Here is a 26,547-nt window from a genome sequence, read left to right on the forward strand (position 1 = left end):
GGAAAGCCGCATGGCATTACCAAAAAACGTGCTCATTAGAGAGGTCGGCCCGCGCGATGGCCTGCAAAATGAATCCGTTTGGCTGGACACAATGGAGAAGCGAACATGGATCCATTTACTCGAAGAAGCCCATCTTCCTTATATTGAAGTCACCTCATTTGTTCATCCGAAATGGGTTCCAGCCTTAAAAGACGCCAAAGAATTAGCCCAATCATTAAACAAAAAAGAGGATATTACCTATGCCGCACTCATCCCAAATGAAAAGGGGTTAGCTCATTTTTTTGAAGCAAACCTTGAGCTAGGGGCTATGTTTATCTCATCGAGTGAGACACATAACAAAAAGAATATGAATCGATCTATACAGGAAACACTGCCTGTGATCAAACAAATGACAACCGATTTAAAAGCAGAAGGACGGCAAACGCGGGCCTATATTTCTACTGTGTTTGGATGTCCTTATGAAAAACAAGTGCCGATGGACCAAGTGCTGCGATTAACGGAACAGCTGCTCTCCTTCGGCATTGATGAAATATCACTCGGGGATACCATTGGGGAAGCCCATCCGCTACAAGTAGAAAGACGGTTAGACCTTTTACTTGAACGCTTTCCTGCTGATAAAATCGCACTTCATTTTCATGATACGAAAGGAATGGGGCTTGCCAATATTTATACAGCATTAAAAGCCGGCATCACCATATTTGATGCCTCTAGCGGGGGGCTTGGCGGCTGTCCTTATGCACCTGGCTCCAGCGGAAACGTGGCGACAGAAGACGTGGTGCACATGCTTCACAAACTCGGGATCGAAACAAATGTCGACCTCCCTCGCTTGATCAAAGCGGCTGAATGGATTGAAGCAAAAGTGGATCGAACCCTGCCAAGTCACTGTTTACGCGCTTTTCAGTCTCACACTACTTGATAAAGGGTGAATCACATGACTTCATTGGTCCATTTTTCAATACAAGATGATTACATTGGCATCATGACCTTAAACAGACCAACACAAGCCAATGCTCTATCAGCTGCTATGCTAGAGGAAATTAACCAAACGATTCAAGAAATCAAACATGATGAAAACATCCGCTGTTTGCTCATGACAGGAGCTGGCGCTAAAGTTTTTTGCGCAGGAGCAGACTTAAAAGAACGGCGATTGATGACAGAACAAGAAGCCAAAGAAGCTGTTCTGACCATTCAGCAAACCTTTACAGACATTGAATCTTTGCCCGTTCCTGTCATTGCCGTGATAAACGGACACGCACTTGGCGGAGGTCTTGAGCTCGCGCTCGCCTGTGATCTCCGCATCGCAAGAGCGGGTGCAGCGCTCGGCCTGCCGGAAACAGGACTAGCTATCCTGCCGGGAGCAGGGGGCACACAAAGACTTCCGCGCCTGATCGGAACCGGGAAAGCGAAAGAAATGATCTTCACAGGCACTTCTTTACGAGCAGAAGAAGCCGTTCAAATCGGACTGATTGAACGTATCTCTACAGCCGATTCACTGATGAATGATGCCATCACACTCGCAAAACAAATCACCAAAAATGGACCGATTGCTTTAAAAGAAGCAAAACAAGCCATTCAATCCAGCCTTGATCACGATTTACAAACAGGTCTAACGAAAGAATACGAAGCTTATCTGCGGCTAATTCATACAGAAGATCGACTAGAAGGTCTCAAGGCTTTTCAAGAAAAACGAACGCCTCATTACAGAGGCAAATAGCAAGAAAGGGGAATGGTCATGATCGAAGAATATGAATTAAAAAAACAACGAATTGAAAAGGGCGGGGCAGAACGCTACCATCAAAAAAACAAAGAAAAAGGAAAATTATTTGTCCGTGATCGGCTTCATTTGCTATTAGATGAGGACTCTTTCATTGAAGATGCCATGTTTGCAGAGTGCAAAGATGAACATTTACCAGCAGATGGTGTCGTCACAGGAACCGGGCGTATGAATGGGCAGACTGTTTGCGTCATGGCAAACGACTCTACGGTTAAAGCAGGATCGTGGGGCGTCAAAACAGTAGAAAAAATCATTCGAATTCAAGAAACGGCCGAGAAGCTCAATTGTCCTATGCTGTATCTAGTCGATTCTGCGGGTGCAAGAATCACTGATCAAATCGCCATGTTCCCAGGCAGAAGAGGAGCAGGGCGCATTTTTTATAACCAAGTCAAGCTGTCTGGGCGCATTCCTCAAATTTGTTTACTATTCGGTCCTTCTGCTGCCGGTGGTGCGTATATCCCTGCTTTTTGTGATATTGTCGTCATGGTCGAAGGAAATGCCTCTATGTATTTAGGCTCGCCACGAATGGCTGAAATGGTGATCGGTGAAAAAGTATCGCTTGAGGAAATGGGCGGTGCGAAAATGCATTGTAGCATTTCTGGATGCGGAGATATATTAGCCAAAACAGAGGAAGAGGCCATTCAAATTGCACGTGATTATTTAACCTATATGCCTGCCAACTATATGGAAAAACCAAAAACGACAGCAGCAAAAGCACCTAAACCATCTAACATCACCATCCAAGACTTAATTCCTAAAGGCCAGAATACCCCATTTGATATGTATCAACTCATCGATTTACTGATTGATGAAGGGTCATTTTTTGAAATCAAAAAACTGTTTGCCGCAGAGTTAATCACCGGCTTTGGCAGAATGAACGGTCAGCCTGTCGGTCTCATTGCCAATCAGCCAAGGGTCAAAGGCGGCGTATTATTCCACGACTCAGCTGATAAAGCCGCCAAGTTTATTCAACTCTGTGATGCCTTTCATATCCCGCTGCTCTTTCTTGCGGACATACCAGGATTTATGATTGGAACAAAAGTGGAACAAGCTGGCATTATTCGTCATGGGGCAAAAATGATCTCCGCTATGTCAGAAGCGACCGTTCCGAAAATATCCGTCATCGTCCGTAAAGCATACGGAGCAGGACTATATGCAATGGCAGGTCCTGCTTTTGAGCCAGACTGCTGTCTCGCTCTTCCATCGGCGCAAATCGCTGTGATGGGTCCAGAAGCCGCTGTAAATGCCGTTTATGCAAATAAAATTGCAGAACTCCCGCCCGAAGAGAGGGCTTCATTTATACAAGAGAAACGGAAGGAATACCAGGAAGATATGAATATCTATGAGCTTGCCTCTGAAATGATTGTCGATGGCGTCATCCCATTTGACCGTCTCAGAACGGAACTTTGTCATAGATTAGTAGCCTATTCATCGAAAGACATGACATTTACGAAACGAAAACATCCGGTCTATCCGGTCTAAAGGGGGCAGACCTCATGATCAACCTGAAACCAGAATGGATACCGGAAGAAAAGCAGAGCCAAAAAACACGTTTGCATCAGTGGATGAAATCTCTTGGTTTTTCTACGTATGACTCATTCTATCAAGCCAGTATTGATCGCACAGACTGGTTTTGGAGAGAAGCGGAAAAGGCGGTCGGCATTCAGTGGAAAAAACCATATGAAGCAGCATTAGGTCACCACTCATTGATGTGGCCGAAATGGTATCAGGGCGGCACACTTAACATCACCGAAACGGCTGTGGACAAATGGGCAGAAAAAGAAGAGACGAAGCATCAGCACGCCATCATTTGGAGCAATGAAGCCGGTGAAGAAAAGAAATGGTCATTTCTCGAACTTCAAGAGAAAGTGAGCCGTCTTGCAGCTGGCTTTTTGAAAGAAGGACTTCAAAAAGGGGATGTAGCCATCATCTATATGCCGATGCTTCCAGAAACGGTCGCCGTCATGCTTGCCTTTGCAAAGATTGGTGTGATTTTCAGCCCAGTCTTCTCAGGCTATGGAAGCGAGCCACTCGCTGTACGCATTCGTGCGTCAGGCGCATCCATTGTCGTCACAGCGAATGAAATGATGCGGCGAGGGAAAACGATCAACATGCGGGAATGTGTGGCTGATGCCATCAACAAAACCACAACTGTGCAAAAAGTGATTGTGCACACTTCCTCTCATACCGGATATCAGGACGATGTCCTGCTAAATGATTTGTTAAAAGAACAGCCGATCACCGGCGCGACCTATGTCACAAATGAAGACCCGCTGATGATCTTGTATACGTCAGGCACAACCGGCACACCAAAGGGAGCCGTTCATACACACGCAGGCTTTCCCATAAAGGCAGCTTTTGATGCCGGGCTATGTATGGATGTGGCAAAAGGAGACCGGTTGTTTTGGCTGACTGATATGGGCTGGATGATGGGGCCATTCCTCGTCTTTGGCGGCTTGATCAATGGCGCTGCCATCGTTTTATATGACGGCGCTCCCGATTATCCAGATGAGCAGCAGCTCTGGTCATTCATCCACGAGAAGAAAGTCACTCATTTTGGGCTTTCCCCTACATTTGTTCGTTCTGCGATGCAGCAAACGATTGATGGGGTCGAACTATCGCATGTCAAAGCCATTATTTCTACTGGGGAGCCGTGGAATGAAGCTCCGTGGCAATGGTTATTTCACACCATTGGTCAAAAGAACATTCCCATCTTAAATTATTCAGGAGGAACCGAGGTTTCTGGTGGCATTGTAGGCAGTACGTTGCTTCGTCCCATCAAACCGATTCTCTTTAATGCGGCGATCTTAGGAATGGCGGCAGATGTATACAATGAAGCTGGGCAAAGCGTGATAAATGAAGTAGGGGAGCTTGTGGTGAAAAAGCCATGGGTCGGCATGACATGTGGTTTTTGGAACGAACCGGAGCGTTATGAAGATACGTATTTCAAACGATTTGATGGTGTATGGACACACGGAGATTGGGTCATGCAAACAGAGGACGGAGAATTCCACATCACCGGCAGATCGGATGATGTCATTAATACAGCAGGGAAACGTATCGGGCCAGCTGAAATTGAATCCATCCTTACATGGCATCCTGCCGTGCATGAAGCCGCTGTGATTGGGGTAAAGGATGAGGTGAAAGGGGAGGCGCTCGTCTGTTTCATCGTGACCAGTCCGCATGCTTTTGAAGAAGCAGCCCTTATCCAAGAGCTTTCAGCCCATGTTGGTTCACATGCTGGTAAAGCGCTCACACCAAAAGAAGTTCATCTCATTTCAGCTTTGCCGAAAACAAGGAATGGAAAAATCGTACGACGTTTACTTAAAGGGGCGTATGAAGAGAAGCCTTCACCCGATCTATCTTCATTAGACAATCCAGATGTATATAAGAGTCTGACCGAATACTTGAATAAGAAACAGAAAAAATAAAAAAGACAGGATGGTTCCTGTCTCAGCGTGTAGACAAACCCTCGCATTCGGTGTCAGTCCTGCGCTTCGGTGCTCACGAATGTTAAATTCGCTCCGCGCCGATGCTCGTCCTTCCTAGGGCTGCAAAGGTTTTCTATCACGCTGAAAAGAAGACAAAGGGCTAAAATAAAGTTCATTTTAGCCCTTTGTCAACAATCTGAGACAGGATGGTTCCTGTCTATTTTTATTGCACATGAAAATTCGTTCCATCTGTTGTCTCTTTCACAATCCCTGCCCGAATGACAAAATCGCCGAAATGTTCATTTTCTTCTCGTTCTTTTGCATAGCGGGGGAGAATAGAGCCAAGTTCTTTTAGAATGTCTTCCTCACCCACATTTTCACGGTATAATTTACTTAATCTGCTGCCATCAAATGCGGCACCAAGATACATATTATACTTACCAGGTGATTTTCCGATAAATCCAATCTCTCCAAGCGCATGACGAGCACAACCATTTGGACAACCAGTCATTCGAATGGTGATTTCTTTATCACTTAATCCGTTTTCTTCCACGATGTCTTCGATTTTATCAATTAATCTTGGAAGGTAGCGCTCTGCTTCAGCCATCGCTAAGCCGCAAGTTGGCAAAGACACACAAGCCATTGAGCTGCGCCGCAGGGCGGAGTGCTGCTGGCCGTCTGATAAACCAAACTTTTGAATCAGCTGTTCGATTTGTTTCTTTTTATGAGTTGTCACATTCCCAATGATTAAATTCTGATTGGCGGTTAGACGGAAGTCACCTGTATGAACTTTGGCGATTTCGCGGATGCCTGTCATCAGCGGATAATCATCATAATCTGTGATGCGTCCGCCTTCTACAAACATCGTATAATGCCATCTGCCATTAATGCCTTTTACCCAGCCATAACGGTCACCGTTATGATCAAAGTGATAGTCCTTTGCCTCTAAAAGAGTAAACCCAAGACGGCGCTCAAGTTCTTCTTTTACATTCTCAAGACCAAGGCGGTCCACCGTATATTTAAAGCGGGCATTTTTTCGGACGGAACGGTTTCCGTAGTCACGTTGAATGGTGATGACTTGTTTGGCAATTTCTACGACTTGTTCAGGTGTACAAAAGCCGATGACCTTTGCAAGCTGCGGATAAGTCGCTGTATCACCATGCGTCATACCCATTCCGCCGCCAATTGCGACATTAAAACCGACCAGTTGATCGTTTTCTATAATGGCAATGAAGCCTAGATCCTGCGAAAAAACATCAATGTCATTAGCAGGAGGGACGGCCACGCCAATTTTGAATTTCCTTGGCAAATAAAGCGGACCATACATCGGTTCAACCTCAGTGTCAGGTGTTGCTGCTACCTTTTCCTCATCAAGCCAAATCTCATGATAGGCTCTTGTTTGTGGAAGTAAGTCATCACTTAATTTTTTTGCCAGCTCGTACACGTCATGATGCACTTCAGATTGATAAGGATTCGATGTACACATGACATTCCGGTTCACATCGCCGCAAGCTGCGATCGTATCAAGCATAGTAGAATGAATGTCTTGAATGGTCTTTTTCATATTCCATTTTAAAATACCGTGAAGCTGAAAGGTTTCACGAGTAGTCAGCTTTAACGTACCGTTTCCGTATTTGTGAGCAAGCTCATCCATCACAAGCCACTGCTTAGATGTGGCGATTCCGCCAGGCAGACGGACACGCAACATAAATTGATAGGCAGGCTCAAGCTTTTGTTTTTGTCGTTCATTTCTCAGATCACGATCATCTTGTAAGTAGCTGCCGTGATGCTTCATCAGTCGGTTGTCATCATCCGGAATTCCCGCTGAGATCGGATCAAGCATCACTTCTTTTAACGTACCCCGTAAATAATCACTTTTTTCTTTGATTTCCTCTACGTCGCTCGGAGGTCCATCCGGCGCTGTTAATGCTGTCTTCACCATGTAAGTAAAAGCTCCTTTCTTTCAAGCATCAAATCAATAAACGTCACGCTGATAGCGTTTTTGTTGCTGTAAGTTGGCAAGATAGCTTTCTGCTTTTTCTTTGCTCATCGCACCTTCTTCTTGAATGATGGATAGAAGGGTATTGTGGACATCATGCGCCATATGCTTTTCATCTCCGCAAATATACACGTAAGCACCTTGCTCAAGCCATTCAAATAATTCTTTGCTTTGTTTCTTCATTTGGTGCTGGACATATACTTTTTCCTCAGTATCTCTTGAAAAAGCCACGTCCATTTTCGTTAAGACGCCATCTTTTAACCACTTTTGCCATTCCGTTTGGTATAAGAAATCCGTCACAAAATGCTGATCACCGAAGAATAACCATGACTTTCCGTTTGCACCCATTTCCTCACGCTCCTGCATAAATGAACGGAAAGGGGCGATGCCTGTGCCTGGTCCTACCATAATGATCGGTGTATCTGGATCTTGAGGAAGCTTAAAGTTTTGGTTGTGCTGAATATAAACAGGTAACGTATCACCTGGCTGCAGGCGCTCTGCACATAGAATCGAACAGACACCTTGGCGTTCTCTGCCATGCGCATCATATCTGACAGCCCCTATCGTCAAATGAACCTCTTCGTCATTTGCTTTGAGACTGCTTGCAATGGAATAAAGGCGTGCAGGGATTTTTCTTAAAATGGACGTGAATTCTGCGGCGGTTCCTTCAAAAGGACCGAAATCACGAGCCGCATCTACTAGGTCCCGGCCTGCGATATATTCTTTCAGTTTTTCTTCGTTTCCTTCTTCTAAAAGGGCATGCAAGGATTCGCTTTTTGTCAGTGCAGCGATCTTTTGAAGAAGTGGTTTTGTTAAAACCGTAATCTCAAAATGCGAGGTGAGTGCTTCTTTTAAAGGGAGAGTGTCTCCGTTTTTATGAACGGTGACGGATTCTTCTGCATTCCATCCGCATGTTTGAATCAGTTCATCGACAAGTGCAGGATTATTTGTCGGGTAAATGCCAAGGCTGTCACCTGGCTCATACACGAGGCCTGATCCTTCAAGAGAAAGCTCTAAGTGACGTGTTTCTTTATTAGATCCACGCCCATTTAGGTTGATATTTTCAAGAACTTCAGCATAAAAAGGATTCGTTCTTGAATATTCAGAAACGGCTTGATTGTTGACTCCCGCTGATTCTTGCGGAATTGATACAGCTTCACCTTCACTCAAAGAGGAGGCAACACCTTGTAGCCATTCTGAAAACGGCTCATCATAATCAAGGTCGCAGTCCACTCGGTCAAAAAGACGTGTGCCGCCAAGCTCTTTGAAGCGTTCGTCAAATTCTTTTCCTGTCTGACAGAAGAATTCGTATGAGCTGTCACCTAATGAAAGGACAGAAAAGCTTAAATGATCGAGCTTTGGCGCACGTCTGCCGTGAACATATTCATGGAACGAAAGGGCATTATCCGGCGGATCTCCTTCGCCATGTGTGCTGACAATGACCAGTAAATTGTTTATTTTTTTCAGATTATTCGGTTTAAAATCGGACATAGAAGAGAGCGTCACTTGAAAGCCTTTCTCTTCAAGATGCTGGGCTGTCTTTTTTGCTAACCCTTCGGAATTGCCTGTTTGCGACCCATAAAGCACGGTCACATCTTTGCTCACAGGCTGTACAGATGCTGCGGCAGAAGGCGCCGGAGCGACAACTTCTGAGCCGGCAAGGGTTGCCTGTGCTGATAAATAACCAGTAAGCCAAATTTTTTGCTGTTCTGTTAAAGTCGGAAGCAGCTGATTGAGTAACTCTGCCTGCTCCTGGCTAAACGGACTGTTCAATACATGAAGTTGCAACAATATCCACCTCACAAGGAATATAAACATAGATTAATTCGATAGGAATTATATATATAGGTTCAATTTGAACTTTACCGAAAGTTTGCCATTAAGTAAAATATATAATATTGATTGTCATGATTAAGATTTCTAATGACAAAACACGGATGAATAGGGGAGAGGGCACAAAAAAAGGAAAACGGATCACCGTTTTCCTCTTTTTCGCCTGCCTTACGCCGTTGGAAGTCCCATCACAGCTTTCACTTCTAAATATTCTTCGATACCGAAGTCTCCCCATTCTCTTCCGATACCAGACTGCTTAAAACCGCCAAATGGGGCAAAGTAATCTGTTTCAGCATTGTTAATGGTGATTTGACCGGCACGAATATGTTCAGCGACATATTTTAATGTTTTTTCATCTTGACCAACAACATACCCAGCAAGACCATACACTGTATCGTTGGCGATCTCAAGGGCGTGATCGAGGTCTTGATACGTGATCACACTCATGACCGGCCCAAAGATTTCTTCTTGCGCAATGGTCATATCATTTTTCACATTGGTGAAAATGGTATGCTTGGCGAAATATCCTTTATCGATTCCGTCTGGCTTTCCAGTTCCCCCAGCAAGAAGGGTAGCACCTTCTTCGATTCCTTTTTCAATATAAGATTGCACCGTATCCCATTGCTTTTTAGAAACAAGCGGGCCAGTAGCGTGATCTTCTCTCGGATCACCAACTGTAAACTTCGGCAGGGCGTTCAGCAGCGCTTTTTCAAACTTGCCTTTCATTGATTCTGGGATCAGCACACGTGTAGCTGCAGAACACACTTGACCTGTATTCATCGCAATATGATGAATGGCTGTTTCTGCTGCTTCGTCCACATCTGCATCGTCTAAGACGATAAGAGGGGATTTTCCGCCAAGCTCAAGTGCTACTTTCTTCACATTGTCCGCTGCGTTTTCCATAATTTTAGAGCCGACGGCACCTGATCCTGTAAATGAAACGAAGTCAATATCAGGGTGTGAGCTAATGCCGTCACCAATCACGTCACCCGTTCCGTTTATTAAGTTGAAGACTCCTTTCGGTACACCTGCTTCATCAATAATTTCTGCAAGAATCATCGCAGCAAAAGGGGTAATTTCCGCTGGCTTTAAGACAACTGGTGAACCTGCCGCAATGGCACCCGCAATTTTAAGAGATGTCTGATTCGTCGGGAAGTTCCACGGTGTAATTAATCCACTGACACCAATCGCTTCTTTTATAATCGTATGTCCACCGCGGTCTTCGGTAAATGTATAAGATTTTAGTGCTTCCGCTGCTTTAGAAAAATGTTCATAACCCATTTTGTAATGAACTTCTTCGGACACTTTCAGCGGTGCACCAAGCTCTTTTGTCATCACTTCTACAAGTTCATCCTTGCGTTTTTCGTACCCGCGCACAATGTTTTCCAGCATTTCTACTCGTTCATTTCGAGATGTTTTTGAGAAAGAAGGGAAGGCGGCTCGAGCTGCTTTGACTGCCTTATCTAAATCTTCTTTCGTTCCTAAACTAATGGTGCCAATGACTTCCTCTGTCGCAGGGTTAATGACCTCCGTCGTTTCGTTTCCTGTTGATGCGACCCATTCTCCATTAATAAAGTGTTTCTCTTGATTTCTCATTCTGACATGTCTCCTTTTTATGTGTGATTCAATCCAATATTCTGTTTTCAGCTGATATAAAACTGTACCCACTGTGAAAAATCTAAAACAGAGAAACTGCATGAGAAAAAGTTTCTGATATAATACGCAAAGTGGGACATATGTCCTTTTCAACATGAGGGCATCTATCATTTAATGGAACTAGACTGAAAAAAGAAGGAGCTTTTGAACGAATGAAAGGTGTTATTTTCGCATTATTAGGAGGCGCTTGTATTACACTGCAAGGTGTGGCCAACGCCAGAATTAGTCAAGATATCGGGACGTGGCAGGCGGCAACGATCACGCAGCTGACAGGGTTTATCATCTCTCTCGTCATTTTACTCATCGTACGGGATGGCCACTTTAAGGAATACAAAAAAGTGCAGACTCTTTATTTAATTGGGGGTGCATTTGCAGCCATTATTATTTTTAATGAGGTCACTGCCATTCAAATCATTGGTGTGACACTCACCATCGCTGCTCTACTCATCGCTCAGCTTGCGTTTACCTTTGCCATTGATGCAAAAGGATGGTTTGGTGTTCAGAAGAAAAAAATGAAATGGCCTCATTATGCAGGCATCCTTTTAATGATTGCAGGCGTCATCATCTTAAAACTATAAAGGAGGGCATCAGATGGAGGAGCTGCATGATGAATCTCTTTTTTCCTCTTATATGAAGACGCATCAATTACAGAATGTTTTTCATCAAAAACTCATCTCACATGTGAGCTTGTGGCGCTATCAGCAAGGTGAGCTGATTTGTTCAAAAGGGGATAAAAGGGAGTATATGTACTTGCTGGTGAAAGGAAAATTAAAGATTTTCACCACCACAAAGGAAGGAAAAACGTTTATTCTTTGCTTTAAAAACCCTCTTGAAGCGATTGGAGATATTGAATACGTTCAGCAGACAGATATGGTCAATACAGTTGAAGCCGTTACAGAAGTACATATGCTGAGGATTTCTCATCAAGCCCTCATGCGGCATGCAAAGGACGATCCTCGAGTTTTAACCTTTTTGCTCAAGGGCATCACAAACAAATTTTATACAAAATCAAATGATTTAAGCTTCCACCTTTTATACCCTGTAGAGGTCAGGCTTGCAAGCTATTTATTGTCTGTTTTAACAGGTGATGATGACGCGCGTGCACGGCCGCTTCGCCTCACGGATGCAGCGAGCTTAATTGGAACAAGCTACCGCCATATTAATCGGGTCATTCAGCAGTTCCAAGAAAAAGGGCTGATTGAAAGGCGAAGAGGAAAGATTACGATTTGTGATCAAAAAGGGCTTTTAGAAATAGCAGAACACAACATTTATGAATAGAAGAAACGAAAGGACTTTTATATGATCATAGGAATAATATTAGCTGTCACTGCTGGGGCACTTGTCAGCTTACAAACCATTTTTAATAGTAAAGTCAATGAGCATACAGGCTCTTGGTCAACAACGACGCTAGTTCTAGGAATGGGCTTTATCGCTTCACTTTTGATGGGTCTTTTGTTAGAAGGAACCGGCATGTTTCAATTAAGGCATATGGAAGCCTGGTACTGGATAAGCGGAGCCATCGGGGTAGGCGTTGTCATCTGTCTTGTTCAGAGCATCAAACGTCTCGGTCCCACTTATGGAATCTCGATTGTTCTCACCTCCCAGCTAGGTTGTGCGCTTCTATTTGATTCGCTTGGCTGGCTTGGGTTAGAAAAAGTAACATTTTCTTTTACAAAATTATTAGGTGTACTTGTCATTGTGGCAGGAATCCTCGTATTTAAGTTAACCAAGCTTGAACCAGTAGAAGAGGAGCAGTCAAGAGAAAAAGGGCTGCCACAAAAGTAGCTGCCCTTTTATTTAAATCAACCGCCGCCATAAAACCGTTATGGTAGATAAACCAGTTAAAAGGAGCCTTTTCATGAAAGGCTTTTTTTTCTGTCCGTAGTCGCTTGCTTTATATGCTGTCCGATCTTTCGCTACGAGAACACTATAAGCGATTTTTCGTTCGATTGCTTCCGTAAGAGATAACGCAAATGGTGCACTATCAATCACCAAAATCGATTCAGTATTTAAAAAGCTGGATCTTGCATCTAGATTATATGTTCCAATAATACTTAAGTTATCATCAATGACCATTGATTTGGCGTGAATTGAATACGGACCTTGATATTCATACAAATGAACACCTGTTTTCATCAATTCCTTTTTCGTGCTTAAATATCCTGCAAATGCTAAAGGGTTTGGTGTCGCTGTAAGGGAATTCGTCACGATCGTCGTTTGAATATCACTTGGTAATGGCGTGAGTCCGTCTTTCATTGGCCGTGTCGGTATGACATAAGGCGTCTGGATCAGAACCGAACGCTTTGACCGCTGTGCGAGATCGTTTAACTTTTTCAAGACGAGCGGACGTTTATTTAAGCGTTCCACTGGATTTGTGAAAAATGCAATCTGTTTTGCACGAATGGCGTCTTTTGCCCAATCATATGTGGACATGACAAAGGGTTCTTTTGTACGAATGGCTTCCTGATAAGATCGAAGTAGCTGTTTTCTTAGCTTTTTTCCTTTTTTCGCTTTTGCCTTGGAAAATACATCTTTCGTTCTTTTCGTAAAATCATGATTCCACAAATAAACGAAATACTGTTCCATTTCATCTAATACTTTTCCCTTTTTGGCATTGTAAAGCAGCACATCTCGGTCATATGCAAAGTCTTTCGGCGGCTGATCTGCAAAGTATTTATCACCAATATTTCTGCCGCCCATGACAGCGACCCTGCCATCTGCCAAAAGAAGCTTATCGTGAAGGCGGTTATGCCACGTCCATGGCTTGAACAAACGAAAAGGCTCATAAAAACGAATGGCCATATTCGGGTGATTCGCCACAGCATAACGCAAATGCTTTAGCGGTCCACGCAGGCTATGGCAAATGCCATCTAACAACAGCTGAACTTTTACTCCTCGATCAGCCGCTTCCATTAAAGCACCAAGCACCCATTCGGCGGTTTTTCCTTTTTGAATGGAATAATAACTCAAACGAATGTTCTTTTTAGCCTCGCGAATCATTTGAACTCTCACTTGACCCGATTCAAATCCGTCATCAAGCAGCATGACTTGATTTATGCCTTGGTCGTCTCCTGAGATGGAAGAAGCTTTATAGATGCAATGTTCTTTACATGTTTTTTGAAACGGTAAATAAAACAAGACAAATGCGGTCAAAAATACATACACCACATATAAAAGGATCAGAAAAAACAAGAATTGAAGCACAGTGATCAACTCCTTTCACACAAACCGTTCTTTTTCTTAGCTTATGTTAAAAACAAAATTTCACTCATCCAGCTTTCTAATAAAAAATACAGGATAAAAGAATCATCTTGTTTTCATAGGGCATTTAATTATAGTATGAAATGAGTAAGGGGGAATCGCATTGAATGAACCATTATTTAATATACCAAGTGATGTGTATCAAACGTTAAGTGAAACAGAACGTTATTTACTGCATTATATTCACCAGCATTTAGAGGATATCTCCACCTTATCCATCGTCACATTAAGTGAAAGAGCCAACGTGTCGACGGCGACCATTGTCAGACTGATGAAGAAAATCGGATACAACGGCTATACATCCTTTAAATATCGATTGAAACAAGAAAAGAAAATGACAGATGATAGTGATCAACTAAAAAATATTGACGAAGACATCAAACTAGCCATTCGAAAAAATGAAGAAGAGGTCTTAAAGACGATTCAACTGCAAAGTATTGGGCAAATTGAGGATGCAGTTCAAAAAATCCACGATGCGGACAAAATTTATATTTTTGGCAGAGGCTTTTCAGAGATGATCGCCAAAGAGATGACCATCAAATTGCAGCTCATCGGGAAAACATGTGAAGTTCATGACGACCCGAATATCATTCGGCTCAAATCGCGTGACATTGATAAAAACGAACTTGCCATCTTTGTTTCATTAAATGGAGAAACGTCTGAACTAGTAGAAGCCTGCCAAAACCTCATTATGAAGCAAGTCACGACCATTACGGTCACAACGAGAATTGATTCTACATTAAGTAAAATATCAGATATGACACTCGTCGGATATAAAGGGGAACAATCATTCTTCCCAGATTATGAAGTCAGGTCTCGCCTGTCGCTTCATGTCATTGCCCGCATTTTACTAGACGCCTATGTGATTCGGATGAAATAAACACTCAAAAAGCCTTCCACACTTTATGATGGGAGGCTTTTTACCGTGAAAACCTTTACACAATCTGAAAACATTTTCACTGAATCGTATGAGATACTTTCTTTAGAGAAAAGAAAGAAGGTGAAACCAATTGATTTATACCTGCACCTTAAATCCTGCTATTGACCTATATATTGCATTAAAAGAAATGCGGGCAGATACAGTCAACCGCACGGAAGATGAGGATTATCAGCCAAATGGAAAAGGTGTTAATGTCTCCATTATGCTAAAGAAATATGGCTTCACCAGCACTGCATTAGGATTTATTGCTGGGTTTTCAGGTTCATATATTGAACAATCGTTAAAAGATCTTTCCATTCAAACCGATTTTATCCCAGTGGATGGGATTACACGCATTAATGTATTTATTAACACAACAGAAGAATACAAGCTTGTGAATCAAGGACCTGCTATTGAGGCAAAAGCGCTTGATGCCTTTCGCGAAAAAATCTCGACCATTCCAAAAGGCAGCATCTTCATTATGTCAGGCAGTTTGCCTAAAGGCGTCCCTGCTAGCATTTTCTCAGAGATAGCCGCTATTTGTCATCAAAACAACGTGAAATTTATATTAGACACAAGCTCTAAAGCGGTTTTAGAGACTCTTCAGTACAAACCATATTTACTAAAACCAAATGAAGAAGAAATGGCCGCATTTTTTGGAAAAACTCACCGTTTATCAGAAACAGAACTCATTGAATCAGGACAAAAGCTGATCGAGATGGGTGCAGAGCAAGTACTCATTTCCCGAGGAGGAGAAGGTGCACTATTCCTTACAAACGAAGCCGTATTAAAAGGAAATGCACCAATAGGAACGGTCGTAAACACGGCTTGTTCTGGTGATGCCATGCTCGCTGCATTCCTAAGTAAACAGCTGGAAGGACAACCTCATGAAGTATGCTTACGCTACGGCATTGCAACAGGGGCATCTACCGCCTTTTCAAAAGGGTTAAGTGATTTACATGACATTGATTCATTAATTGAGCAAATACACATTCAGAACATATAAGGGGGAGTTCACATGAGCCGCAAGAAAATTGTCGCTGCCACTGGCTGTCCAACAGGCATTGCGCACACATTTATGGCAGCTGAGGCATTAAAAATCGCAGCTGAGCAATTAGGGGTCGACATCAAAGTTGAAACGCATGGTCAAGTAGGAATTGAAAACGCTTTAACGGATCAAGACATTTTGGAGGCCTATGGTGTCATTGTCGCTGCTGACAAAGATGTGAATACAGATCGTTTTCACGGCAAACCACTCATTGAAGTACCTGTAGCAAAGGGTATTCGCACACCAAACGAACTGATTCAAGGCATTATCAATGGAGAAGCCCCCGTTCATCAAGTGAAAGGAAGAGCTTCTGGAACAGAAAAACCATCTGCGCCTTCATCAGCTCAACAAAAGTCAGCGAATAAGTGGATACACACCATCTACAAACATTTAATGAACGGTGTATCACACATGCTTCCATTTGTTGTTGGGGGCGGTGTCTTAATCGCTTTATCTTTTCTATTCGGTATTTACTCAGCTGACCCTCAGCATGAAACGTATCATCCGTTCGCTGCCTACTTGAAAAACATTGGCGGACTCGGCTTTAGCTTAATGGTGCCTATTTTAGCAGCATTTATCGCTGATTCAATCGCCAAACGCCCAGGGATGGTTGTCGGATTTATCGGTGGCTTGCTTGCAAACGATGGAGGCGCTGGATTCTTAGGTGGTATTATCGCAGGTTTTGCAGCAGGGTATATCATCGTACTTCTTCAATTCCTGCTTCAAAAATTACCAGCATCACTTGACGGATTAAAATCAATTTTCATCTATCCTGTCATTGGTATTTTCTTAATCGGGGCTGTCATGACCCCGCTATTAGTTCCAATTACAGCGCTAAATCATTCATTAATGGATTTTCTCTCATCAGTTCAATCCACCAATCCATTGCTTTTAGGTTTAATTGTTGGAGCCATGTGTGGATTTGATATGGGAGGACCTTTTAACAAAGCAGCCTATGTCACAGGAACGGCTTTACTCGCAGAAGGTAACCTTTACTTCATGGCAGGGGTGTCAGCAGCATGTATCACACCGCCGCTTATCATTGCGATTGCCACAACGATTTTCCGAAAACATTTCACACCACAGGAACGAAATGCTGGGATGATCAACTATATTCTCGGAGCGACTCATATTACCGAAGGAGCCATTCCATTTGCAGCAAAAAACCCAGTCGTTGTCCTGCCAATTATCATGTTTGGTTCCGCCATCTCTGCTATATTGACGTATCTCTTTGGCGTACAGGTTCCTGCTCCGCACGGTGGATTCCTTGTCCTTCCAGTCGTCACAGGCGCATTTCAGTGGGTGCTTTCCATACTCATCGGCTCACTTGTAGGTGCGATTCTATACGGACTTTACCGCAAGAAAATAGACAAACCCGCAGTTTAATAGGGAGGAAGAGAAATGATGGAACATATTTATATGAATCTACATGAAACAGCTTCTTCACAGGCTGGCGTTTTTGCAGCCATAGCTGACATTGCCTCTGAAGCAGGGATTTGCACATCTCCTGAGGCTGTCAAAAAAGGACTAGCTGAAAGAGAAGCTCTGAGTACAACCGGCTTTCAAGATGGATTTGCCATTCCGCATACACAGTCAGACGCCATTCAAGTACCGGCACTCGTCATCGTCCGTACAGAAACCGGAATTGAATGGGACGCTTTTGATGGGAAGCCTTGCTTTTTCTTCTTATCCTTGCTCATTCCAAAAAGTGAAGCAGGAACCACTCACTTACAAGCACTTTCTGCTCTTTCACGCGGATTAATGGATGAAATGAAACGGCAAAAACTGCTCGAAACAAGAACAAATGAAGAAATGCTCGCTGTATTAAAAACAGATATTTTGACGAGAGAGGATGTTTGACCATGCCTTTACTTTCCACAACACCTATGCTTGAAGCAGCAAAAAAAGAAAAATACGGAATTGTCGCATTCAATGTACATTCCTTTGATAGTATTTACTGGGTACTCGAAACGGCAGCTGAATTAAAATCACCTGTCATTTTGCAAACAACGGTTGGCACGGTCCAATCGCTTGGCGCAAAAGCCATTGCAGATACAGTAAAGGCGGCAGCGGATCAATACCAAATCCCAATCGGCCTTCATCTCGATCATTGCACTGATTTTGATGTGATTCTTACTTGTATACGAGCAGGATATACATCTGTGATGATCGATGCTTCCATGCATTCATATGAAGAAAATGTACGCCGCACAAAAGAAGTGGTGGACCTTGCCTTAAAAGTAGGAGTGAATGTGGAAGCCGAGTTAGGCAAGGTAGGCGGGGTAGAAGATGATATTGTCGTGGATGAAAAAGATGCTGAAAAAGCCATTCCATCTGAATGCCATCAATTTGTAGAAGAAACTAGTGTACCTACTTTAGCACCTGCGATCGGCACGGCCCACGGCATCTATAAAGGGGTGCCGGATATCGACTTTGACCGCATTGAACAAATTGCAGCGCTTGTCGATGTGCCGCTTGTCCTTCATGGTGGTTCAGCTGTACCAGATGAAGATGTCAAAAGATGTGTCGCACTCGGTATGGCAAAGGTCAATGTGTCCACTGAACTGAAAAATGCATACTCTGAAGCGATTCGTGATCATTTCTCAAACGAACCTGAAAGTTTAGATCCGCGTATGTATTTACAAAAAGCAAAACAAGCAGCCAAAGACATGGTCACATCTAAAATAAAGATCGTTGGCAGTGAAGGAAAAGCCCAACTTTTATATCAATAAGATGAAAAAAAGCAGAGCCGCATCGCTCTGCTTTTTTCACATTATTCGCTTTCTTTCATTTCATTTGATGTACGTACTCGTGCATTTCCCATAAATATGACCGTAATCGCCGCAAGTGCAATCGGGAATAAAGCAATCATAAATACATACGTAATACTTTGTGACATCGCATCAATCACTTTATTTAAAATATCAGGCGGAATTTGTGAGCGTGCCCCCTCTTGAAAAATGGCTTGTGGATCACCAACTGGAGAAGAAGCTCCTTTCATTCCGCTAAAAGCATCTGCTAAACGATTTGTCAGGACATTGGTTTGAATCGTTCCAAAAATCGTCACGCCTAAAGTCATCCCAAGTGATCTCATGAACGAATTGGTAGAATTAGCACTGCCGCGGTAGCGCGGAGAGAGATCATTCATTGAAGCAGATGGCAGAAGGGAGAAGCTAAATCCAACGCCAAAACCTGAAATCATCATAAAGAGCGTAAGCCACAATCTTGCTGTATCAGGCGACATATTGGCAAGCAGCAGCATCCCAGCAAAAAATGAAATCACAGAGATGGTCATTAATCGTCTAAAAGGTACTTTCGTCTGCATCGTTCCACCAATCATACTGCCAATCACGGAACCAATCATCATCGGTGTTAAAATGAACCCGGCACTTGTTGCAGATTCACCGTACACCGCCTGGACGAAGATAGGAATAAAGACAGCTAGAATAATAAACGTCCCGCCATATAAAAACGCCAAAATTTGAGATGTCGCAAACAAACGATTTTTAAACATCCAAAATGAAATAATCGGTTCTTCTGCCTTCCGTTCAACAATGAAGAAGATGGTGCCAAAGACAACAAACACAGCAAATAGTGTCAAGATTTGAACAGAATCCCATGCATACGATTTACCGCCAAGCTCAAGGGCGAACATTAAACTGACAACCGCAACGACAAGTGTAATGGCACCTGACCAGTCAATTTTCTGCTTGCGATGCTCAAGCGATTCTTGATAAAATTTGGCGATTAAGAATACACTGACGATACCAATTGGTACGTTAATATAAAACACCCAATGCCAGCCGATCGAATCCGTAATAATTGCTCCTAACAGCGGTCCTAATACACTGGATAGACCAAAAACTGCACCAAACATACCGGACATTTTCCCGCGTTTTTCTGGCGGGAAGATATCAAAGATAATCGTGAAAGCGATCGGAAGAAGAGCACCGCCTCCAAGTCCTTGAATCGCACGGTAAATAATGAGCTGATCCATTGTTTGTGCGATGCCACACAGCGCAGATCCAATTAAAAAGAAAATAAGTCCAAACAGAAAAAAACGCTTTCGACCATACATATCTGAAAGCTTTCCATAAATCGGCATACCGGCCATCACTGCCACCATATAAGAAGCAGTCACCCAAGCAAATTTATCAAAACTGCCCAAATCGGCGACGATGCTTCCCATTGCTGTTGCGACAATGGTGTTGTCCATCGCTGCCATAAAAATCCCTAACAGCAACCCGACGACAACAAAGCGAGTGGATGCCTTGCCTTTATGATCCACGTTATTCATTTCATTTACCTCCTGCTTACGTTCTCTTCACTTTTTTGCTATGATCAAGTTAATTATAAAGTAAGAGAACATTTATCTTGATGATCAAGATAAATTGATTTTAAAGGGAGGAGAACAAGTTGTCAACAAAGAACGAGGCAGAAGATCGAGCGGACCAGATCATTCATACGATGAGACGCCTTGCTACACGAACAGTCCTATTTCACCAAGCAGCCGCTCAATCGCTCGGCCTTTTCCCAACAGATCTCAAATCAGCAGATTTGTTAAACGAACTTGGACCACTCACAGCAGGTGAATTAAGTGAAAAAACTGGTCTTAGCTCAGGTGCGGTCACCGCTCTCATTGACCGGTTAGAAAAAGCAGGCTACGTCAAAAGGGAGAAGGACCCAAAAGACAAGCGAAGAGTCATCATTGTTCCATTAACGGCTGGGAAATCACAAGTGAAGGAACTCTTTCAATCTTTATCGGCATCCACCAAAAAACTCACAAATGAATACAAGCCAGAAGAATTGGATTTAATCATTCAATTTATTTCAGAAGCAGCTGAAATCATGGATCAAGAGCTGCAATTGCTTAAGTCTAAATCGTAAGAAAGCACACTGATGCGTTAACTACACCGAAATAAGTAAAGCGAGAAATGAACGAAAACAACAAAGATGCTCTCATTGCATCTCTAAAAAAACAAAAAGTTGGAAGAGGAAAATAGGCAATTAAGAGAGCAACTGAAAGTAGCATATGCAGATGTCTATAAAAATTTATAAGAGAGAACAACGTTCACCCTCCTTCAACTAACGGAGCAGTATAGCGCAAGAAGGAGTTGCTGAAATAATGATAAGTATATTAGGATGCTTATCCTAAAAAGGGGAGGTATAACAGAAAGTGGAGATTATAAAGTTTAAGGAAACTGATACAAAAGAGATTATTTCATTGTTTTATGAAACAGTTCATTCCGTAAATTCAAAAGATTATTCCCAAGTACAATTGGATGCTTGGGCACCAAGAGATGAAAAAGAATCTAAAATGAATTCTTGGAAGGAATCATTGAGTCAAAATATAACATTTGTTGCTAAAGTGAATGGTAAAGTTGTTGGTTTTAGCGATTTAACGCATACCGGGTACTTAGATAGACTATTCGTTCATAAAGATTATCAAGGACAAGGTATAGCCACAGCTTTAGTTGATATGCTCGAATCTGAGGCAAAGAAACTAAAGCTTTTAGAAATTGATACCGAAGCAAGTATCACAGCTAAGCCATTTTTTGAACATCTAGGTTACAAAATTGTTTGTTCACAAACTGTGGAAAAAAAGGGGGTTAAGTTGGCTAATTTTAAAATGCTAAAAAAAATAAAATAATCATTTTTTTGTTATGCTAACAGGTGCGTTAGTTTAAGAAGAAAGGGTATAACATATTCGTTATATAAAATATGTTATACCCTTTAATAGACAAGAAAAATGAACCGAATATGTTGTCCAGAAAGAAGAACCTGCGGACGCTGATCATTGAGCACTTAAAATGCCTTGATTGGTGTCCGTTTTTTGAAGAAACGCACCTTTCTCTGATTAAATAGAAGCTGTTTTTGTATCTTTATTCCTATTTCATGACATTCCTTGTGTTGGTAAAATTGACCTTGTCAATGAATAGGAAGGAGTGAATTCTGCTGGGGAAGATACTTGATGCAAAAGCACTAACCAGTGCCATGGATACAAGGTCAAAACACTATCAGGAACTCCGCGAACAAATGGTAGATTTAAAAAAGGCATTACAAGGTGTTGCCAACCTCGGTGATGATTTCACTGGAAAAGGTGCCGATAACATTAAAAGCTTCTATAAAGAACTCGCTGGAAATGTAGACATGTTTATTAGCTTTATTGATAAGCAAAAAGCCTTTCATGAAGGTGTTTCTGGGACACTGGATGATACGAGCTTTGGCGGCGATACCTTTATAGAGGAACACTTTTTAGACAATGCAGTACATATGGGCATCAAGAATGCAAAAAGCATTGTGAAAGATCAAAAACAGGCACTCAAAACGATTTTTCAAGATATTGATGACCTCATTTCCCTAGAGGTATTTGATAGCCAAACCTTTGCTGAAAAAATAGAAGATGCGGAAGATGAACGAAAAAAGACGGTCAAAGAACTAAGAGAACTTGATCAAAATCTAAAAGATGAATATGCTTTGTCAGAGACTGAGGAGAAGGCTACAATGGCATTGTACGCAGAAATGATGAATGCGACAAATGACGGAAAATCCATTTCGCCTATGAATTTTGACAAGAAAGCGTATCAAAATAGCGAAATCTACAAGGCAAAAAGCGATATTGAAAAGCAAACTTCTGAATATCTAAAAATCAAAAAAGATCAAGAAGAAGCCCGCGAGATCGCAAAGGAACAGGAAGCGCTCGCCAACCGTCCTTGGTATGAAAAAGCCCTTGATTACGGTGGGAATATCGTTAATGAGCTGACAGGCGTGAACGATGCAAAACGTGCCGCAACAGGTGTCGATCCGATCACAGGTGAAGAACTCACCGCAGGACAGCGAGTCGCCGCAGGAGGCATGGCTGCAGCAGGCTACATCCCGATCGTCGGATGGGCGGGCCGTATTTTCAAAGGCGGTAAAGCCGTTTATAAAACGACTCAAGCCACGTCAGCCGCAGTCAGAGCGGTCGACATTTACAAGACATCACAGAAGTCTTTTGACGCCCTGAAAACGTCTCAAAAAGGCTTATATGGACTCACCGCAACAAACGGCTTCAACGAAGCGATTACGGGTCGAGATATGTTTGGAAATAAGATCTCGAAAGAACAACAGGAAGCGAGTATGAATGCGGCGCTGGGGATGCTTTTGCCGTTTGGGGCAAAAGGGTTTCATGGGAAGATAGGTTTAAGTTCTCAAAGTCCAGAAGGATTTAATCGAAAAAGGGCTTTGCGACACGCTAAGGATTTAGGGGGGATACCTAGGTCTCAACAGCCTACTCGTCAATGGCAAGTAGGAGATAATGTTTTTAAGAAAGGGCAAGAATATCGTAATTATGAGTACAGTTCTAACCATACTCACCATGGCCGGTACTATGAATTTGATACCCCAAAAGGAAAAAGAGTTATAGTGCAACATACTAATGATGGAAAATTACACACTCACGCAGGGAAACCAAAAGAGGGTGCAGATCCATTTAATTATGATTTTAAAAAAGAAAGATATTCAAATATATATGGACCAAATGGTGATCACCATATCTATTACAATGAATAACGAGGTATGAAAAATATGGCATATAAAAATGAAAAAATACAGAAAAAAATTGCTTTGATGAATGCTAAAAAGAAAATACAACATTTAGCATATATTGAGGTAATTGATTTTGAAGATGATACTTCTCAATGGCTAAAATTATGTGAAACAGTATTAAAACAATTTCGTCAAATAGATTCAACACCTTCCGAAATATTAACAAATACAGACAAAGACTCGATTATGACTTGGTTAAAAAATTCATTAGATTTTCTCAAAGAGAAAAAAGAATGGTTTATTTTAATTGAAAATGACCCTTTTCCTGTTTGGGCAAATGTAAAAGCTTTAGATTTCGATAAGGCAATTGAAGAAATTTGGCTATTTTCAGAGAATCATAGCATCATTGTAGCAGATAAAATAACAGGTAAAATTGCTCAAATATTTTCAGAAGAAAAACACTTTGAACTTCATATTGGAAAATGCGCAATTTAATTGTAAGCAAGATTAATTGATCAAAGAGCAGAACCACAACCTGTTTTCTATGAGATGAAGGTTTTTAAACTCGACTATTTAAACTGATAATTTTAATGATAATAGGTGATTCAATGAATGAGAGCTCTAGTTATTTAAAGAAGTTAGAAGATTTTTTAGGTGGGACATTTCATCAGGATATTGATTCACCAGAGGAAGCGTTAGATGAGTTTATCCATGAAGCTAGCAAAGAATGTCTGCTGTCTACTATAAAGGATTGTCAGGGTTTTTTGAATAGTACTCTAACAATACAAAAAAAAGAAAACTTTATTGAAAATAATGCAGAAATATACTTTCCGGCGATCTCATTAAACCCTCTACAGTGGTTTAATCAAATAATAGAGGAAATGAAAAAAGCAGTGAAAATGCAGTAACAAAATGAACCTTGATTGGCTAATACCTTTCAAGGTTTTTTGTGTTGATTGAACTTCATACCGAAAAAGTGGGGATAAAAATAGAAAGGTGAAGTGGTATTTTGATAAAGAGTCGATTCACAACATTCAATTATGAAATTCACACTCTAAGTTTCAAACAAAATCGTTCATGAACCACCAATCTTATTCCCATGCTTCTTTTAATAAACAAATACCTCTTTCGATTTGTTCAAGAGTAAGGTTTGCGAAACCGAGCAGTATGTGCGGTTGCACAGGTGGATTTTCGATAAATAAATGACTTGTAGGATACACTTTAACATGCTGTTGAAGAGCTTTTTCAAGTAATTCTTTTTCGGAATAGGGAGTGTGTATACGTAACATGATATATAACCCTGCATTGTCACCAATGATCTCAATTTGTTTTCCAAATAAATGTTGAACTTGTTGTACCAATAAATTCATTTTCCTTTTATAAGTATTGCGCATACGCTTAATATGTTTTGTCCATTCACCACTTTTCATAAATTCAGTCATGGTCAGTTGGTGCAATAACGAAGCATTATGTTCGAAATGTTCAAATTTACTCATATAGATATTGATTAATGAATCAGGTAACACCATATATGCTAATCGTATAGCTGGTAAAAATGCTTTTGAAAACGTACCAAAATAAATGACATGTGCAGCATCTAAAGAGGCTAAAGCAGGAAATGGTTTTTGTCCATATCGAAATTCTCCATCGTAATCGTCCTCTAATAAGAAACCGTTATTTGATCGTACCCATTGAATCAATTCAATTCTTTGTTGAATCGATAGTGCAGTACCAGTAGGATATTGATGTGAAGGTGTTATGTACAATAATTTCCCGCATTTATTTACGAGTGAGTCCAATAATACACCTTGTTTTGATGCAGGAATACTTTCAATCTCAAATCCATGTAAATGACAGACCTCACGTACACCGCTATAACCAGGGTTTTCAACAATGATACTAGAAAAACGTTCTTTTAATAGAAATCCCAAATACAACAGTAGTTGCTGTGTATTACTTCCAACGATCATATTTTTGGGGTTAATGATCATACCTCTCGCTTGAAATAAATAATCAGCCAGTTCTTGTTTAAACCCCGGTTCTCCAAAAGGTTCTCCATATTGAAAGCTAATGGATTGCTGCAGAACTTTGTTGGAAATTTGCCGCCAGACTTTTAAAGGGAATTGTTCCTCATCAACAGTACTTGCTTTGAAATCAATGAAATCGATCAATTGTATTGGTTCATTTCTAGGTACTTCTGGAATAGAGGTTTGAAGAAATATCGGTTCAAATTCATTGACACTATAGCTTTTACGCTCATTGGCTTGAATATATCCTTCAGCTAATAATTGATCATATGCTTGTAGTGTAGTGTGGCGACTAACACCTAGGTCATTGGCTAGTGAACGAATGGAAGGAAGATTTTCTCCTGTTTTTAACTTTCCCTGCTCGATTAATCTTTTAAATTGCTCATAAATTTGTTTATATTTTGGTTGATTGGCACTGAAAGGGAAAATATAATGTTTCATTTCTTCATTCCTCCCTTCTGACATTTAATAAAGTATAAATCTGTACATTTTTACATGTCAGAATATCGATTATTATACTACTAATTGATATGAAAAGGGGATAGAAGAGTGGATATAGTAAGAGCTAATGAAAATGATTTAAAACAAGTTTCGGTTCTATTTGATCAATATCGCCAATTTTATAAACAGACTTCTAATGTAGAAGGTGCTTATCATTTTCTAGTGGAACGATACCGTAAACAAGAGTCTATTTTGTTTGTTGCAAAGCAAGGTGAACAATATGTAGGATTTGTACAACTGTATCCCACATTTTCATCTGTTGCGATGAAAGATGCGTTCATTTTAAATGATTTGTTTGTTATAAACGATTTTCGTCAAAAGGGAGTAGGTAAGGAATTGATGAAAAAAGCATTTTCATTTGCAAACGATAAAGGAGCCCGATTTATCTGTTTAGAAACAGCGACTTCTAATATAAAAGCACAACAATTGTATGAAAAAATGGGGATGACAAGCGATTCTTCAACTCAGCACTATATTTATTATTGGGATTGAACACAGAAGAATGAAGTTTTGGTATGGCAGAAAATTCAATATAACTCGGTCAAAAAAAGATGAATATGCTTTGTCAGAG

At 41.4% G+C, this 26,547-nt stretch carries 23 protein-coding genes and 2 pseudogenes; 19 read left to right on the forward strand and 6 right to left on the reverse strand.

Annotated features, from left to right (window positions below; translation table 11 throughout):
• Positions 1-10: 10 nt before the first annotated feature.
• Genes EBQ12_RS00120 through EBQ12_RS00135 form a run of 4 tightly spaced genes read left to right on the forward strand, consistent with a single transcriptional unit; the run spans position 11 to position 5,205 of the window.
• Positions 11-916 carry a hydroxymethylglutaryl-CoA lyase gene (locus EBQ12_RS00120; protein WP_125588727.1) on the forward strand — a complete coding sequence of 302 codons (906 nt, stop codon included), beginning with the start codon at positions 11-13 and terminating at the stop codon, positions 914-916.
• 15 nt (positions 917-931) lie between these two features.
• The gene (locus EBQ12_RS00125) at positions 932-1,714 is read left to right on the forward strand and encodes an enoyl-CoA hydratase (protein WP_125588729.1); all 783 of its coding nucleotides are present in this window, start codon (positions 932-934) and stop codon (positions 1,712-1,714) included.
• 18 nt (positions 1,715-1,732) lie between these two features.
• On the forward strand, positions 1,733-3,256 hold the full coding sequence (locus EBQ12_RS00130) for an acyl-CoA carboxylase subunit beta (protein WP_125588730.1): 1,524 nt from the start codon (positions 1,733-1,735) through the stop codon (positions 3,254-3,256).
• Positions 3,257-3,270: 14 nt separating this feature from the next.
• On the forward strand, positions 3,271-5,205 hold the full coding sequence (locus EBQ12_RS00135; protein WP_125588732.1) for an AMP-binding protein: 1,935 nt from the start codon (positions 3,271-3,273) through the stop codon (positions 5,203-5,205).
• Between the two features lie 223 nt (positions 5,206-5,428).
• Here EBQ12_RS00135 and cysI read toward each other — a convergent pair whose 3' ends face one another.
• From cysI to EBQ12_RS00150, 3 genes are all read right to left on the reverse strand, one after another.
• Positions 5,429-7,147, reverse strand: a complete 1,719-nt coding sequence (gene cysI, locus EBQ12_RS00140) for an assimilatory sulfite reductase (NADPH) hemoprotein subunit (protein WP_039167852.1) — start codon at positions 7,145-7,147, stop codon at positions 5,429-5,431.
• A gap of 33 nt (positions 7,148-7,180) precedes the next feature.
• Positions 7,181-8,992: an assimilatory sulfite reductase (NADPH) flavoprotein subunit gene (locus EBQ12_RS00145; protein WP_046343701.1), complete on the reverse strand. Its 1,812-nt coding sequence runs from the start codon at positions 8,990-8,992 to the stop codon at positions 7,181-7,183.
• 213 nt (positions 8,993-9,205) lie between these two features.
• The gene (locus tag EBQ12_RS00150; RefSeq protein ID WP_125588734.1) at positions 9,206-10,633 is read right to left on the reverse strand and encodes an aldehyde dehydrogenase family protein; all 1,428 of its coding nucleotides are present in this window, start codon (positions 10,631-10,633) and stop codon (positions 9,206-9,208) included.
• Positions 10,634-10,845: 212 nt separating this feature from the next.
• On the opposite strand from EBQ12_RS00150, the gene EBQ12_RS00155 reads away from it, so the two are divergent.
• The 3 genes from EBQ12_RS00155 to EBQ12_RS00165 are packed head-to-tail and all read left to right on the forward strand — an operon-like array spanning position 10,846 to position 12,478.
• Complete coding sequence (locus EBQ12_RS00155) at positions 10,846-11,271, forward strand: DMT family transporter (RefSeq protein ID WP_017367379.1); 426 nt, start codon at positions 10,846-10,848, stop codon at positions 11,269-11,271.
• 13 nt (positions 11,272-11,284) lie between these two features.
• Complete coding sequence (locus tag EBQ12_RS00160) at positions 11,285-11,971, forward strand: Crp/Fnr family transcriptional regulator (RefSeq protein ID WP_125588736.1); 687 nt, start codon at positions 11,285-11,287, stop codon at positions 11,969-11,971.
• 21 nt (positions 11,972-11,992) lie between these two features.
• The gene (locus EBQ12_RS00165; protein WP_024718278.1) at positions 11,993-12,478 is read left to right on the forward strand and encodes a DMT family transporter; all 486 of its coding nucleotides are present in this window, start codon (positions 11,993-11,995) and stop codon (positions 12,476-12,478) included.
• 12 nt (positions 12,479-12,490) lie between these two features.
• Here the strand turns inward: EBQ12_RS00165 and EBQ12_RS00170 are convergent, their stop codons facing one another.
• Positions 12,491-13,897 (reverse strand): phospholipase D-like domain-containing protein, encoded by a 1,407-nt coding sequence (locus EBQ12_RS00170; RefSeq protein WP_125588738.1) that lies wholly within the window; start codon positions 13,895-13,897, stop codon positions 12,491-12,493.
• A 160-nt stretch (positions 13,898-14,057) separates the two neighbouring features.
• Between EBQ12_RS00170 and EBQ12_RS00175 the strand changes: the two genes are divergently transcribed.
• The 5 genes from EBQ12_RS00175 (at position 14,058) to EBQ12_RS00195 (ending at position 18,653) form a co-directional block, all read left to right on the forward strand.
• Positions 14,058-14,834 carry a MurR/RpiR family transcriptional regulator gene (locus EBQ12_RS00175; protein ID WP_125588740.1) on the forward strand — a complete coding sequence of 259 codons (777 nt, stop codon included), beginning with the start codon at positions 14,058-14,060 and terminating at the stop codon, positions 14,832-14,834.
• 130 nt (positions 14,835-14,964) lie between these two features.
• Entirely contained in the window at positions 14,965-15,879 is a 915-nt protein-coding gene (pfkB, locus tag EBQ12_RS00180) for a 1-phosphofructokinase (RefSeq protein ID WP_058213702.1), read from the forward strand.
• A gap of 12 nt (positions 15,880-15,891) precedes the next feature.
• Positions 15,892-17,307, forward strand: a complete 1,416-nt coding sequence (locus EBQ12_RS00185; RefSeq protein WP_125588741.1) for a PTS fructose transporter subunit IIC — start codon at positions 15,892-15,894, stop codon at positions 17,305-17,307.
• A 15-nt stretch (positions 17,308-17,322) separates the two neighbouring features.
• Positions 17,323-17,781: a PTS sugar transporter subunit IIA gene (locus EBQ12_RS00190; protein ID WP_017359532.1), complete on the forward strand. Its 459-nt coding sequence runs from the start codon at positions 17,323-17,325 to the stop codon at positions 17,779-17,781.
• A gap of 2 nt (positions 17,782-17,783) precedes the next feature.
• Positions 17,784-18,653, forward strand: coding sequence for a class II fructose-bisphosphate aldolase (locus EBQ12_RS00195; protein WP_125588743.1), 870 nt, complete (start codon positions 17,784-17,786; stop codon positions 18,651-18,653).
• A gap of 43 nt (positions 18,654-18,696) precedes the next feature.
• On the opposite strand, the pseudogene EBQ12_RS00200 reads toward EBQ12_RS00195, so the two are convergent.
• A pseudogene (locus tag EBQ12_RS00200) lies at positions 18,697-20,218 on the reverse strand (MDR family MFS transporter); the annotation flags it as partial.
• A 119-nt stretch (positions 20,219-20,337) separates the two neighbouring features.
• Here EBQ12_RS00200 and EBQ12_RS00205 point away from each other — a divergent pair.
• The 6 genes and pseudogenes from EBQ12_RS00205 (at position 20,338) to EBQ12_RS00230 (ending at position 24,356) form a co-directional block, all read left to right on the forward strand.
• A complete protein-coding gene (locus EBQ12_RS00205) occupies positions 20,338-20,808 on the forward strand; it encodes a MarR family winged helix-turn-helix transcriptional regulator (protein ID WP_074042006.1) in 471 nt (156 codons plus the stop codon).
• Between the two features lie 35 nt (positions 20,809-20,843).
• A pseudogene (locus tag EBQ12_RS19455) lies at positions 20,844-20,979 on the forward strand (DUF6262 family protein); the annotation flags it as partial.
• Between the two features lie 118 nt (positions 20,980-21,097).
• Entirely contained in the window at positions 21,098-21,571 is a 474-nt protein-coding gene (locus EBQ12_RS00215; RefSeq protein ID WP_017359536.1) for a GNAT family N-acetyltransferase, read from the forward strand.
• A 302-nt stretch (positions 21,572-21,873) separates the two neighbouring features.
• On the forward strand, positions 21,874-23,472 hold the full coding sequence (locus EBQ12_RS00220) for a T7SS effector LXG polymorphic toxin (RefSeq protein ID WP_125588745.1): 1,599 nt from the start codon (positions 21,874-21,876) through the stop codon (positions 23,470-23,472).
• A 15-nt stretch (positions 23,473-23,487) separates the two neighbouring features.
• Positions 23,488-23,943: a hypothetical protein gene (locus EBQ12_RS00225; protein WP_164511629.1), complete on the forward strand. Its 456-nt coding sequence runs from the start codon at positions 23,488-23,490 to the stop codon at positions 23,941-23,943.
• A gap of 113 nt (positions 23,944-24,056) precedes the next feature.
• Positions 24,057-24,356 (forward strand): contact-dependent growth inhibition system immunity protein, encoded by a 300-nt coding sequence (locus tag EBQ12_RS00230; RefSeq protein WP_125588749.1) that lies wholly within the window; start codon positions 24,057-24,059, stop codon positions 24,354-24,356.
• Between the two features lie 183 nt (positions 24,357-24,539).
• On the opposite strand, the gene pdxR is transcribed toward EBQ12_RS00230, so the two are convergent.
• Entirely contained in the window at positions 24,540-25,916 is a 1,377-nt protein-coding gene (gene pdxR, locus EBQ12_RS00235; RefSeq protein WP_125588751.1) for a MocR-like pyridoxine biosynthesis transcription factor PdxR, read from the reverse strand.
• A gap of 108 nt (positions 25,917-26,024) precedes the next feature.
• Here pdxR and EBQ12_RS00240 point away from each other — a divergent pair, with 108 nt between their 5' ends.
• A complete protein-coding gene (locus EBQ12_RS00240; RefSeq protein WP_048001463.1) occupies positions 26,025-26,468 on the forward strand; it encodes a GNAT family N-acetyltransferase in 444 nt (147 codons plus the stop codon).
• The last annotated feature ends 79 nt before the right edge of the window (positions 26,469-26,547 follow it).

It is taken from the genome of Bacillus sp. 2B09 (assembly GCF_003946835.1).
GTDB classification, from domain to species: domain Bacteria; phylum Bacillota; class Bacilli; order Bacillales; family Bacillaceae; genus Bacillus; species Bacillus altitudinis.